This window comes from Paludisphaera borealis, assembly GCF_001956985.1.
Taxonomy (GTDB): Bacteria; Planctomycetota; Planctomycetia; order Isosphaerales; family Isosphaeraceae; genus Paludisphaera; species Paludisphaera borealis.
The window spans coordinates 7,337,424-7,350,104 of the sequence record NZ_CP019082.1 but is presented as its reverse complement, the minus strand read 5'-3'; the positions used below and the strand labels follow the sequence as shown (position 1 = coordinate 7,350,104).

Sequence of the window (12,681 nt, the reverse complement as noted above, 5' to 3'; positions counted from 1 at the left end):
GCTTGCAGGTCATTTTACCAAGTGTCGGTCGTCAGGCCGACGCCGGGTTCGACGGCTGTCGGTCTCGGAGGCGGTCGAGGTCGGCGTCGGAGGTGGTGATCGCGCCGACCCATCGGCCGGGGCGGTCGGGAGCGTGGAAGTCCGAGCCGGCCGTGGGGACCAGATCGAGCGTCACGGCCCAGTCGCGGAACCGGCGGCCGACCCGGTTCTGAATCCCCGGTCCGGCCGTCTCGATCGCCTGGAGCCCGGCCTCGGCGAGCGTTCGGAGCGATTCGAGCCGCAGGTTGTACGGAGGATGGGCCCAGGAAGCGACGCCCCCCGCGTTGCGGATCAGGCCGATCGCCTCGCGGGCGTCGAGCATGAGCTTGGCCGCGCAGGCCGGTCGACCGTCGGCCAGAAACCGATTGAAGGCCTCGCGGACGCCGGCGACCTGCTTGGTCCGGGCCAGGTATTCGGCCAGGTGCCGCCGGCCGAGCACCGCCCGGGGGAAGCAGCGGCGGACGGCCGCCAGGTCGACGACCATCCCCAGCTCGGTCAGCCGCTCGGCCATCGCCTGGAACCGACTGGCGCGGCCGGTCCGGAGCCGGCTCATCGCATCGAGCAGGTCGGGGTCGTCATCGCGGAAGAAGTAGCCGAGAACGTGGATCTCGCGGCCGTCGTATTCACAGGTAAGCTCGACCCCCGAGATCAGCTCGACGCCCAGCCGGTCCGCCTCGGGGCGCGCGACGGCCAGGGCCGAGATCGTGTCGTGGTCGGTGATCGCCAGGGCCGCCAGCCCCACGCCGGCCGCGGCGACGACGACCTCGGCGGGCGAGCAAGAGCCGTCCGAGTGCGTCGTGTGCACGTGCAGATCGGCGTTGCGACGGATCAACCGTTCTCGTCCCCGACCACGGGCGCGTCGGGGGCGTCGTCGCTTTCGAGGTCGGATGGGACCGCGTCGACTTCGGCGGCCGGGACCTTGACCTGGAAGACCTTGTCGAGAATCCCGTTGACGAACCGGCTCGACTGGGCGGTGCTGTACCGCTTGGCCAGTTCGAGGGCCTCGTTGATGGCGACCTTGGCGGGCACCTCGGAGCAGTAGAGCATCTCATAAGCGCCGAGACGAAGGATGTTGCGGTCGATGGCCGCCATCCGGTCGAGCCGCCAGTTCTCGGCGACCTGCCGGATCATCTCGTCGATCTCGGCCTGATGTTCCTTGACGCCGGCGATCAGGTCGAGGGTGAATTCGACGAGCTTCGCTTCACGCAGCAGCCGACGGTCGATGAACCGGCGGATGTCGGCTGCCTTGAAGCCCGAATTCTGCTCGATCTGGTACAAGACCTGGAGGGCGACTTCACGGCCTCGGGAGCGTCGCGTCATGATCAAATGCCTCGGCCTCGAACGGCGTCGCCTTCCCTGTTCTCGATAGCTTCAATATTGGCTCTCTCGATCATAGCCCATCCCGCCCCGGATCGAAAAGACCAGTGGAGTCGAACGATCGCGTCGAAGATCCACGAGCCGTCGCCCGCGCGCTCTGCGGCCGACCTTTTCTGATGGGGGTTTTGTTCGGCCTCGGCGGGCCTCGGGAGACCGACCCCTGTGCGGAAAATCTCCAGATTGGGCCAACCGACCTCGGTGGTTTTTACGTCTAGAATCTCAACGCGACGACGGTTCCATCCGCGCCGGACGATCCTCCGGCACTGGAAAAGCCTGGGCGATCGTTGTCGTCCCTCCGAAAAATCCTCCTAACTTTCGGCGTCCGCCGCCGAATATCCCGCCGAACATTTCCACCCCGTGATGCGTCGTATCGACAGCAGCCGGCGGTGGAACGAGACGCCCCGACGTTCGCGACCTACAAGTGTTATTGGAACCTTGTTGAATCCGAGCACGATGTCTTGGAACTCACGAAGCAAGGAAGTCGACTCCATGACCTCATCTCTCACCCTACGCGCCATGATGCCTACACCTTCGTCTCAGCCCGGCTCGCCCCAAGGACAGGGCCTTCGGTTCGACCCTCCGCACGACGCGCAGGACGTCGCCAACATTCTACGCCAATTGACGTTGCAGGCGTTCCACGCCGTCAAGCCGACCGCGCGAGGGTTTGACCTCCACGGCGTCCACGGCGAGATCGTCCGCCTCGAAGCCGAGATCGACCGCCTCGGCATGCGCAAGCTTCTCTCCTACACGTCCGCCCTGCGGAGGCGTGTCGAATCCGCGATGAAGTAATCTTCATGAGGTGTTGCTGTCGCGGAATTATTAAACAAAATTTGAAGATCGGCTTGAACTTGATATCTTGAAGGGTTATCTTTCGACGAAAGACAACAGATGGAGTCGGCCTCTTTTACCATGGAGTCGGCGTCATTCGTGGGTGCAGCCTTGAGGTGCATCGATGGAAACATGGAAGGTCGGAACGGCGCTTCCGCCTGGGCGGCGCGTTTCGAGAGACCGCGAGACAGTGAGACGAAGGGCGACGTCGGCCTGGGTGTCTTTCGCGTTCGCGTTCGGCTGGCTGGCGGCGACGGGCGCCGCGGCGGCCGACCAAGAATCGAGCGACTCGACCGCGCCGGCCGGCGCGGCAGGGAAACCGACGCCTCAGGCGGCGTCCCCTTCGCCTCGTCCCTCCCCCCCCTCGCCGGATGATTCGCTGCACGAGCGGATCGACCGGCTGATCGAAGCGAAGCTCGCCAAGGAGCTTCCCGGGCAGTCGCCCTCGGCCCCGGCTTCGGACGCCGAGTTCCTGCGCCGGGCGTTCCTCGATTTCTCCGGGGTGATTCCGACGGTCGACGAGGCCCGGGCGTTCCTCGACGATCCGTCGCCGTACAAGCGGTCGCGGCTGATCGACCGCCTGCTTGAGAGCCGTTCCTACGCGCGGCGGATGGCGCAGGTTTTCGACGTGATGTTGATGGAGCGACGGCCCGAGGCGTACGGCCCCGCGGCCCCCTGGCGGGAATTCCTGTTCCAGGCGTTCGCCGAGAATCGCCCCTTCGACGTCTTGGTCCAGCAGATCTTGGAGCCCGACGGCAGCGATCCCAAGACGCGTCCCGCGGCCCGGTTCCTGCTCGAGCGCGACGCCGACCCCCACACGATGACGCGCGACGTCGGCCGGCTGTTTCTGGGCATGGACATCCAGTGCTGCCAGTGCCACGACCACCCGCTCATCGACGATTACAAACAGCAGCATTATTATGGCCTTTACGCGTTCTTCAGCCGCACCGTCGTGATCGCCGGCAAGAACGCTTGCGGCGTCATCGCGCCGGGCGCGACGCCCGTCGTCGGCGAGAAGGCCGACGGCGAGGTCACGTTCGCCTCGGTCTTCAAGAAGAAGGTGACGCACAAGACCGGCCCGCAGGTCATCGACGCCAAGCCGCTCCCCGAGCCGACGGTCGACAAGGGCCGCGACTACCTGATCCCCCCGACAAGGACGGCAAGGTCCGGCCGGTCCCGATCTACAGTCGCCGTGCCCAGTTGGGCAAGGCGCTGACCTCGGCCGACGACCCCGCATTCGCCCGCAACATCGCCAACCGTCTCTGGGCGCTCATGATGGGCCGGGGCGTCGTCCACCCGCTCGACCTGCTCCACGGCGACAACCCGCCTTCGAATCCCGAGCTTTTCGACCTTCTGGCCGAGCGGATCGCGGCGATGAAGTACGACGTCAAGGCCTTCCTCCGCGAGCTGGCCCTCACCCGCGCCTATCAGCGGAGCAGCGAACCGCCTCCCGATTCGAGCGCCGAGTTGGCCGATCCGAACCGGTTCGTCGTCTTCGCCGTCCGTCCGACATCCCCCGAGCAACTGGCCTGGAGCACGATGGAGGCCGTCGGTTACGTCGCCGGCGTTCGTCGCGAGGTCGACCAGCAACTCGACGGCGTCGACCCCCGGATGAAAGCGATCCTCGCCCTTGACGCCAAGCGCAAAGCGCTGCGTGAAGCCGAGCTGGAAGCGGCCGTTTATTCCCGGCTCGCTCCCAACGTCGGGTCGTTCGTCAACCACTTCGGCGGCGTCGCGGGTCAGGCGCAAGAGGCCGCCGAAGCGACATCGACCGTCGACCAGGCGCTGTTCGTCACCAACGGCGAGCCGGTCAACGGGTGGCTCAACCCCGCGCACGGCTGGCTGGTCGGCCGTTGCGCCGCCATGGCCGACGCGTCGGCCGTCGCCGAGGAACTTTACCTGAGCATCCTCTCCCGCCGTCCCACTCCGGACGAACGGGCCGAAGTCGCCGCCTACCTCGCCGCTCGCAGCGATCCGAAAGAGCGTCCCGCCGCCGTCCGCGAACTGGCGTGGGCCCTCCTGGCCTCGACCGAATTTCGGTTCAACCACTGACAACAACGACGAAGGACGCGAACCCGGCCCAGCCGGCCGGAATTCGTCGCCTTCGGCTCGCCCCGCATCCCTCCCGCCGATCAAGCCCGCCGATGGAGACTTCGCCATGAAGTGCACGTACGCCTGCAACACGATGGACCACACGCTGTCGCGACGACGGTTCCTCGGGGGCCTGGCGGCCTCGGCGGCGGGGGCGGGCGCCCTCGGCGGCGGCTTCTCCAGCTTCCTCTCCCCGGCGGCCGGCGCCGAGCTGGCTGGCAAGCAACGGCACGTTCTGGTGGTCTGGCTGGCCGGCGGCGCCAGCCAGCTCGAAACCTGGGACCCCAAGCCCAAGACCGACACCGGCGGCCCGTTCCGATCGATCGAGACCAGCGTTCCGGGCGTGCGGATCTCGGAATTGCTGCCCAAAACGGCCATGCAGATGCACCGCCTGGCCCTGTTGCGGAGTATCAACACCAACGAGAACGATCACGGCAAGGGCGCCTACCTGATGCAGACCGGGCGTCCCCAGGCGGCGGGCATGGCGTATCCGCAGCTCGGCTCGGTGATGTCGAAGTGGCTGGGCGACGAAGCCAACCCGCTGCCCGGCTACATTTACATCACCCCCGGCGGCGGCGGCAAGGGGCAGAGCGAGGCGGCGTTCCTGGGCCCCAAGTACAACCCGCTGTACCTCGGCAACGGCAGCGCCCCGGCCAACACCGCGCAAGACCCGGCGATCTCGGCTCTCGGCGCATCGGGGCGTCAGGCCCTGCGAATGCACCTCAACGACCGCTTCGCCAAGCGCCGGCGGACCGCCGAGACCGAGGCGTACACGACGACCTATGAACAAGCCCAGAAGCTGATGACCCGTCGCGACGTCTTTGACGTCACCAAGGAGCCGGCCAAGGACCTCGACCGCTACGGCTCGCACGACTTCGGCCGTCACTGCCTGCTCGCCCGTCGGCTGCTGCAAGGGGGCGCGACGTTCGTCCAGGTCACCCACTCGAACTACGACACCCATAACGAGAACTTCGACTTCCACCTCGAACAGGTCGGCGAGTTCGATCAGTCGTTCGCGACCCTGATCGACGACCTGGCCGCGAGCGGGATGTTGCAGCATACGCTCGTCGTGGTGATGTCGGAGTTCGGCCGGACGCCGCAGATCAACTACCTCTACGGCCGCGACCACTGGGGGACCGCCTGGTCGGTCTGCATGGGAGGCGCGGGGATCACCCCGGGCAACGTCGTCGGCAAGACCAACGACCGCGGCACCGAGGTCGTCGACAAGCAGGTCGGCGGCGGCCATCTGTTCCACACCTACATGCGCGCCGTCGGGCTCGATCCGACCGAATCGTTTGAAGCCGACGGCCGCGCGATCCAGCTCGCCGAGCCGGCCGCATCGGCTATCAAGGAACTCCTCGTCTGAACGACGTCCCGCCGCCCGCCGCCAGAATCGGGGAAACCGATGCCCGCCGAGCCCGAGAAGACGCACATCGCGCGTGAACTGAAGTACGGCAAGCCGCTGATCGCCTGCCGGTTCGACCCGACCGGCAAGGCGGTTTTCGCCGGCGCCGAGGACGACACGGTCCAGCGCTGGGATCTCGCCGCCGACCCGGCGAAGGTCAAGCCGATCGCCTACAACGCCCACGAGGGCTGGCCGTTCGCCCTGGGCGTGTCGCTCGACGGCCAGACGCTTTTGACCGGCGGCACCGACGGTAAGCTGATCTGGTGGCCCGCGACGGGCGACGCCCCCAAGCCGATCCGCGCGCTCGCCGCCCATAAGGGCTGGGTCCGCGCGATCGCCTTCGCCCCCGACGGCAACCACTTCGCGTCCTGCGGCAACGACCGCAAGGTCCGGGTCTGGTCGCTGGCCGACGGCGCGCAGGTTCTTGATCTCCCCGGCCACGAGCGGCCGATTTTCCGGGTCGCCTTCACGGCCGACGGCAAGCACCTGCTGTCGGCCGACCTGAAGGGCCTCGTGATCCAGTGGGACGCGCGTACCGGCAAGGAGGAGCGCCGGCTTGACGCCTCGAAGCTCTATCATTACGACGTCGGCCAGGGGGTCGATTACGGCGGCGTCCGCGACCTGTCGCTCAGCCGAGATGGGGCGTTTCTGGCGTGCAGCGGACAGATCAACGCCAGCAACCCCCTGGGCGCGGTCAGCAACGCCGCTCTGGTCGTCCTCGACTGGAAGACCGGTGAGCACAAGCAGCTTCAGCACCCCAAGGAAGGGGTCTCGGGCGTCGCCTGGGGCGTCCGGTTCCACCCTGACGGGTTCCTGATCGCCTCGTCCGGGGGCACCGGCGGCAGCTTCCTCTGGTTCACGAAGCCCGATCAGACCAACGAGTTCTTCAAGCTGACGTTCCCGAACACCATCCGCGACCTCGACCTCCATCCCGACGCTCTGCAAATCGCCACCGCCCACCACGACGGCGTCGTCCGCATCAGCGCGATGAAGGCCAAGGCCTGATCGCTATGGACTTGCCGAACGTCTCGTTCGAGCCATGCTCGGCGGCGACCATGGCCGCCCGGACGACTCCGGAGAGCGGGATCGCCCCGAACCGGCTAGACGCCAGGCGCAATTCGCGAAGACGATTTGCGGAGGGGCCGATTAGCTCTTCCCGGTCGGCGGCTCTGTTTGACAGCGCGGGGACGGCCCCGAGTCGGCCGGTCAGACGGCCTTGGCCGCCTTGCGGCGTCGGCCGGCGGCGATCAGTCCGAAGACGCCGACGCTCAGCAGCGCCATGCTCGACGGCTCCGGTACGGCTTGGCTGATGACGCGCGCCTCGATTTCGAAGACGCTGGGCAGGGTTGACCATGCTCCGGGGCTGCCGACCCAGGCTTGGTTGAACGCGCCGATGGCCGCCCCGACCGCCGGGACATAGCCCAAATTGCCGGACGCGTTCGTGATCGCTCCCGTAAACGTGAATGTGTCGGGCACGACCACCGACGGGACGCTGAACGCGATCAGGGTGTTGGTCGAATTGATGGCGACCCCGGTCATCACCGCGCTCTGCCACAAGAGGGTCCCCGGAGCGCCGCCGGCGCCGTCGTTGGCGTAGAGGAACGCCTGAAGGTCGCCCGTAACGGACAGACCTTGCGAGGTGAATCCGAGGTCCAGCTCGGTCACCGCCCGAGGCGTGCCCGGCGCGGCCGTCACCTCGCCGCCGATTTGAAGAGCGCCCGTCGTGGTGATGCCCTGGTCGCCGGCGCTGGAGTTGTCGAAGATCAGGTCGGCCGAGGCGACAGCCTGAAACGAGACGGTGACCAGGGCCGCCGCAAGGATCGACCGAATTTGCACAAACATCAAGACTCTCCCAGGTGACGAAATTCCAGCGGAATCGATGTGACGGATTGTCGACCAGCTCTCGGTGCTCTCGCGCAACGGCATGGAGCGGAATTCGGTGGGGATTGTAACACCGGAAGTGGGTCGAACAGGCATCGTGTTGTGGGAAATCAACGATCTCGGGGAACCAAAGACCGCTTGGCGGCGAGGCGGGACCGTCCCGCCCACTTCGACGGCGTCGTCCGCCTTGGCGCCGTAAAGGCCAAGGCCGTGATCAGAGCGGAACGGTCTCTCCATAGAAGCCGTGCTCGCCGACGCCGCGTCGAATTAAGCGGCTCGACTGCTGGTCTCGGCGGAAAACGCCGATAGATCCGAGTACGAGCCCGAAGCGCCAGCGAGTGCATTCCCAGTCAGCCGTCCGGACCATGCACTCGCTGGCGCTTCGGGCTTATTCCCGAGTCTTGTAGGGTGGGCATTGCCCACCGTTTCAACCCGTGACGGCGTAACGATTTCGGATGGTGGGCAATGCCCACCCTACGAAGCTCATTCTCGCGCGACGGATCGCGAAGCCTTCTTCACAAGAAGGAAGGCGGGGGAGATGGAGGAGAATCGCACGACATGAGAAAGTCTGACTCCGTTCCCCGCCGTGATCGTCGATTTCTTCCTGATGGATTGGGCGATGCGCTGGCGCTCGAGCCGCGCAGGCTCTTGAGCGGCGGAGCGTTACATGCGGTTCGGACCCCAGCGTCGGCCCGTGCGCAGCGGGTCACGCCGGCCACGATGATCAATCGCGAGTACGCGGCGTTCCTCGCCGATTTCCGCCGGGTCGAGCAGTCGTATATCGCGGCTCTCAACGATCAGGCGGCCGGCACGACGACCGTCACGGCGAACCTGGTTCAGCCCTATCTGAGCGGCGGCAGCCAGGTCGTGGTCGACAACGCGTCGGTCTTTGGGCCCAACGGCTCGTTCGCCGCGCCCGTGACGGCGACCGTGACCATTTCGGGAGTTCCCAACGGCGCCTACCTCACGCTTGTGGGCCGCAGCGGCAATACGCTGATCGTCGACCCGGCCGCGTCGAGCGCCGTGAATCTGGCGGCTTCGGGCGTGGCGCTGACGGCCTCGGTTCCGGCCACCGCGCAATCGAGCGCCGCGGCCTTGTTCCCCACGTTCATCGTCAACCGCGCCAATCAGATGGCGATCAACCTGGTGATCTATTTCAACGGCCTGCCGCAGAAGCTTCCGTATTACAACGCCCCGCCGCGCACGCCGAACCAGCGCGGGGCGATCCAGAATTACGTCTATTCGTCGATCTCCGGGGGCGGGGCCACGAACCTCGTGGGCGCGCTGACGGCGATCCCCCTGCCGGCCACCGCCGGCGCCGACCTGCAAATCTACGACGCCTCCGTCGCCAGCGCGGTCGAGCAATCGCGGCTCCAGGTGCAAAACGGCGTCTCGCAGATCTTCAGCGGCAGGTTGAAGATCTCGATCCAGGCGCCGAACAACCGGCTCGGAATCGCGGCCAACAGCGGCGCGAGCGCTGGTGGAACGAGCACGCCCACCACCACCGGGGCGTAAAGTCGCCTCGGGGATTCCAGGACGAACACGAGGCGAGCCGGTCCGACGGAAAGTGTCGGACCGGCTCGCCTCGTTGTGATCTGAACGTCGCGCGGGGTTACTTGCCTCGGCGTCCCCCGGTGCCCTGCCTGCCGGCCTGCTGGTTGCCGCGTCCGATGTCGACCATGTGGTCGCGGATCGAGGGGCCGGAGTTCTTGGCCTGGGTGACTTCACGGATTTCGCGGGTCTGCTCGGCGGTCAGCTCGCTCGTGGCCGCCTTGGCGGGGTCGCCGGCTTTCGCCTTCTTGCTTCGTCCCGAGGGCTTGATCTGGCCCTTGCCCTTGAACCTGGCTTCGGCCGTCGCGTCGTCGGACGTGTCGGCGGCGCTTCGGGGCAGGGCGTCGCTGAGCTTGAATTTTCCGATCCCGGACATGGTGGATGTCTCTCCTTTAACGAACCTCGATCATCGATTCCGGCGGGCCGCTGATCCTTGATGCTAGATCGTATCGCGGCGACCGCACAAGAGGCAAAAGCCGGCGACCTGGCGACCCGTCGTTGAAGTTGAAAAAAGCAAGCCTCCCCGCTCCCGGTGAGCGGGGAGGCGGTGATGGATTTCGTCGCGGGTCGAACGCCCGGCGCGTGGTCAGACGTGCGAGCCGACGCTTTCGAGGCTTTGCTCGGCGGCGCCCGTGAGCTCGGCTTCCATCTCGCGAAGTTCCTTGCTCTCAGTCTTCGACCGCCAGACGGCCCAGCCGACGCCCACGGCGCAGAACAGGCCCACGATGTAGAGCACCCAGTAATAGTCGCGCTGGCCGACGGCCAGGATGGTCGGGATGGCCAGCAGGCTGACCATGTTCATGACCTTGATGAGCGGGTTCAAGGCGGGGCCGGCGGTGTCCTTGAGCGGATCGCCGACGGTGTCGCCGGTGACGGCGGCCTTGTGTTTCTCGGAGCCCTTGCCCGTGTACGCGGTGCGGGGCTCGTCCTCGATGGCCTTCTTGGCGTTGTCCCAGGCGCCGCCGGCGTTGGACATGAACACCGCCAGGAGCTGGCCGACGATGATCATGCCGGCGAGGAAGCCGCCCAGGGCCTGCGGACCCAGGAAGATGCCGACCATGATCGGCACCAGGATGGCCAGAAGCGCCGGGCCGATCAGCTCTTGCTGGGCCGACGAGGTGCAGATGTTGACCACGCGGCCGTAATCCGGCTTCTTGGTCCCCGCCCAGATTTCCTTGTCGCGGAACTGGATGCGGCACTCCTTGACGATCAAGAACGCCGCGCGGCCCACGGCGCGGATGAGCATCGAGCTGAACAGCATGGGGACGGCGCCGCCGATCAGGGCGCCGACGAACACCTTGGGAGTCGCCACCGAGAGCTTGCCGGCTTCGTTGAGGTAGTCGCTCAGCGGCATGGTCGCGACCTTATCTTCGCTGCCCACCGCGACGACCGCGATATAGCTGGCGAAGAGGCTGACGGCGGCGATCACCGCCGAGCCGATGGCGATGCCTTTGGTCTCGGCCTTCGTGGTGTTGCCCACGGCGTCGAGGTCGGCCAGGATCTGGCGGGCGCGGGTGTAGTTGGCCTCGCCCATCTCGGCCCGGTCGTAACCCATCTCGCCGATGCCGTTGGCGTTGTCGGCCACCGGGCCGAACACGTCCATCGAGATCGTGTTGCCGGTCAACGTGAGCATGCCGATGCCGCACATCGCCACGCCGTAGGCGACGAACAGCGGGCTGGCTCCGTCATAGATCAACACCGACAACAAGATCGCCCCCGCGATCACCAGCGTGGCCACCACGGCCGACTCGTAGCCGACCGCGATCCCCTGGATGATGTTCGTCGCGTGGCCGGTCTGGCAGCTCTTGGCCAGGCTCTTCACCGGCTCGTACTGCGTGTGCGTGTAATAGCTCGTGACCTTGTTCAGAGACACCGCCAGGATGATCCCGATCAAACAGGTCCACGCCGGCCGCATGTCGAGGGTCTGGAACAGGCCGAGGTTTGCCCAGAACGACTGTCGCGTTGAGAGGATCGGCCCCTGGTAAGCCTGGGTGAACGCCTTGAGCTCGGTCTTCGCCGCCAGCGCCGCGTCGCGGGCCGTGGCGAACTCGGGTGTGACGTTGTAGCCGTAGGCCGCCTGCGGGTAATTTTTGATGTAAGCGTCGTTGATGTGCAGGTAGGCCAGACCCAGGAACATGAAGCCGATCACGCTGATGATCGAGCCGATGATGAACCCCCGATGGACCGAGTGCAAGGCCTCGTCGCTGGTGCTGTCGGCGCCGGCCTTGACGCTGTAGGTGCTGATGATCGAACCGACGACGCCGATGGCCCGGACCAAAAGCGGAAAGATGACGCCGATATGGCCGAAGCTGGCGTACCCCAGGATCATGGCGGCGACGATCGTCACCTCGTAGCTCTCGAAGATGTCGGCGGCCATTCCGGCGCAGTCGCCGACGTTGTCGCCGACGTTGTCGGCGATCGTCGCGGCGTTGCGCGGGTCGTCCTCGGGGATGCCGGCCTCGACCTTGCCCACCAAGTCGGCGCCGACGTCGGCCGCCTTGGTGTAGATGCCGCCGCCGACCCGCATGAAGAGCGCAAGCAGCGTGCCGCCGAAGCCGAAGCCGAGCAGCACCTCGTACGCCTTCTCGCCGAAGATGATGAAGATGGTCGTGCCGCCCAGGAGCCCCAGGCCGTCGGTGAGCATGCCGGTGATCGTGCCGGTGCGGTAGCCGAGCTGAAGCGCGTTGCCGTAGCTCGTCCGCGCCGCGGCGGCCACCCGGAGGTTGCCGCGCACCGCCAGGCTCATGCCCACGAACCCGACCAGCCACGAGAAGAACGCCCCCGCGGCGAACGCCGCCGCGCGCCCGAACCGCACCGCGCCGGTCGCCTCGGCGGTGAAATAGAGGATCAGCGTGATCAGGAAGATCAGCGGGAACAGGGCCATCGCTTGCCGCATCAGGTAGGCCCACGCCCCCTCGCGCACGGCGTCGGCCACCTCGCGCATCTTCTGCGTGCCCTGGTCCGCGCCCAGCACCTGGCCGACCAGCATGCCCGCGTAGCCGAGTCCGGACACCGCGATCAGCAGAGTCAGGATCAGCCCCACGCGCTCCGGCAGGGCGTATTTCGTTATCGGCTCGAACAACTCGAGCGCGTGCTCGCCCTCTGGGATGCCCGCCGCCGGCGTGATGATCGGCGCGGCCGCAGTATCTTGTTGGGCGAATATCAGGGAAGGGCTCGCCAGCAGGGCTGTCACGAGCGTCGCTGTTCTGAGAACGTGCCACCGTTGCATGATCCCTGTCTCCAACCTTCAAAGAAGTTGAACCAACACGAGGCTCGTCGCACTCCCGATGCGTCGGTCGGTGGGAAACTTGCTGCCGCCGGCCCGTTGCAGGCCGAAAACCCACGAAGAGCAGGGTCGCGCCGGCTCCATCCTCAATGTCTTCCAGCCTACCGCCGACGACGACGTCGTCGTCCACGGACAGCCCGGCTCCTCAACGGAATCGTCGAAATTGCTGACGAAGGGTGATTCCCGATTCCTCCCGATTAAACACCAGCGGCGGCGGTCGGGA

At 66.5% G+C, this 12,681-nt stretch carries 11 protein-coding genes; 6 read left to right on the top strand and 5 right to left on the bottom strand.

The features are described 5' to 3' along the window. Positions 1 to 31 precede the first annotated feature (31 nt). Positions 32 to 871, bottom strand: a complete 840-nt coding sequence (locus BSF38_RS28415) for a PHP domain-containing protein (protein WP_237170664.1) — start codon at positions 869 to 871, stop codon at positions 32 to 34. Further along, positions 868 to 1,359: a transcription antitermination factor NusB gene (gene nusB / locus BSF38_RS28410; protein WP_076351582.1), complete on the bottom strand. Its 492-nt coding sequence runs from the start codon at positions 1,357 to 1,359 to the stop codon at positions 868 to 870. The genes BSF38_RS28415 and nusB overlap by 4 nt, the downstream gene beginning before the upstream one ends. Positions 1,360 to 1,905: 546 nt before the next feature. Between nusB and BSF38_RS28405 the strand changes: the two genes are divergently transcribed. The 5 genes from BSF38_RS28405 to BSF38_RS28385 all read left to right on the top strand — a co-directional run bounded on the left by BSF38_RS28405 (position 1,906) and on the right by BSF38_RS28385 (position 6,745). Beyond that, on the top strand, positions 1,906 to 2,205 hold the full coding sequence (locus BSF38_RS28405) for a hypothetical protein (protein ID WP_145952371.1): 300 nt from the start codon (positions 1,906 to 1,908) through the stop codon (positions 2,203 to 2,205). A 256-nt stretch (positions 2,206 to 2,461) separates the two neighbouring features. Continuing rightward, on the top strand, positions 2,462 to 3,460 hold the full coding sequence (locus BSF38_RS30475; RefSeq protein ID WP_076350376.1) for a DUF1549 domain-containing protein: 999 nt from the start codon (positions 2,462 to 2,464) through the stop codon (positions 3,458 to 3,460). Continuing rightward, positions 3,445 to 4,296 carry a DUF1553 domain-containing protein gene (locus tag BSF38_RS30240; RefSeq protein WP_076350375.1) on the top strand — a complete coding sequence of 284 codons (852 nt, stop codon included), beginning with the start codon at positions 3,445 to 3,447 and terminating at the stop codon, positions 4,294 to 4,296. The genes BSF38_RS30475 and BSF38_RS30240 overlap by 16 nt, the downstream gene beginning before the upstream one ends. A gap of 106 nt (positions 4,297 to 4,402) precedes the next feature. Continuing rightward, positions 4,403 to 5,701 (top strand): DUF1501 domain-containing protein, encoded by a 1,299-nt coding sequence (locus BSF38_RS28390; protein ID WP_076350374.1) that lies wholly within the window; start codon positions 4,403 to 4,405, stop codon positions 5,699 to 5,701. A 39-nt stretch (positions 5,702 to 5,740) separates the two neighbouring features. Continuing rightward, positions 5,741 to 6,745 (top strand): WD40 repeat domain-containing protein, encoded by a 1,005-nt coding sequence (locus BSF38_RS28385; protein WP_076350373.1) that lies wholly within the window; start codon positions 5,741 to 5,743, stop codon positions 6,743 to 6,745. Positions 6,746 to 6,946: 201 nt separating this feature from the next. On the opposite strand, the gene BSF38_RS28380 is transcribed toward BSF38_RS28385, so the two are convergent. Further along, complete coding sequence (locus tag BSF38_RS28380; protein ID WP_076350372.1) at positions 6,947 to 7,582, bottom strand: PEP-CTERM sorting domain-containing protein; 636 nt, start codon at positions 7,580 to 7,582, stop codon at positions 6,947 to 6,949. A 597-nt stretch (positions 7,583 to 8,179) separates the two neighbouring features. Here BSF38_RS28380 and BSF38_RS28375 point away from each other — a divergent pair. Further along, entirely contained in the window at positions 8,180 to 9,136 is a 957-nt protein-coding gene (locus BSF38_RS28375) for a hypothetical protein (RefSeq protein WP_145952370.1), read from the top strand. 97 nt (positions 9,137 to 9,233) lie between these two features. On the opposite strand, the gene BSF38_RS28370 is transcribed toward BSF38_RS28375, so the two are convergent. Further along, a complete protein-coding gene (locus tag BSF38_RS28370) occupies positions 9,234 to 9,548 on the bottom strand; it encodes a hypothetical protein (protein ID WP_083713649.1) in 315 nt (104 codons plus the stop codon). Positions 9,549 to 9,758: 210 nt separating this feature from the next. After that, on the bottom strand, positions 9,759 to 12,401 hold the full coding sequence (locus BSF38_RS28365) for a proton/sodium-translocating pyrophosphatase (RefSeq protein WP_076350370.1): 2,643 nt from the start codon (positions 12,399 to 12,401) through the stop codon (positions 9,759 to 9,761). Between the last annotated feature and the right edge of the window lie 280 nt (positions 12,402 to 12,681).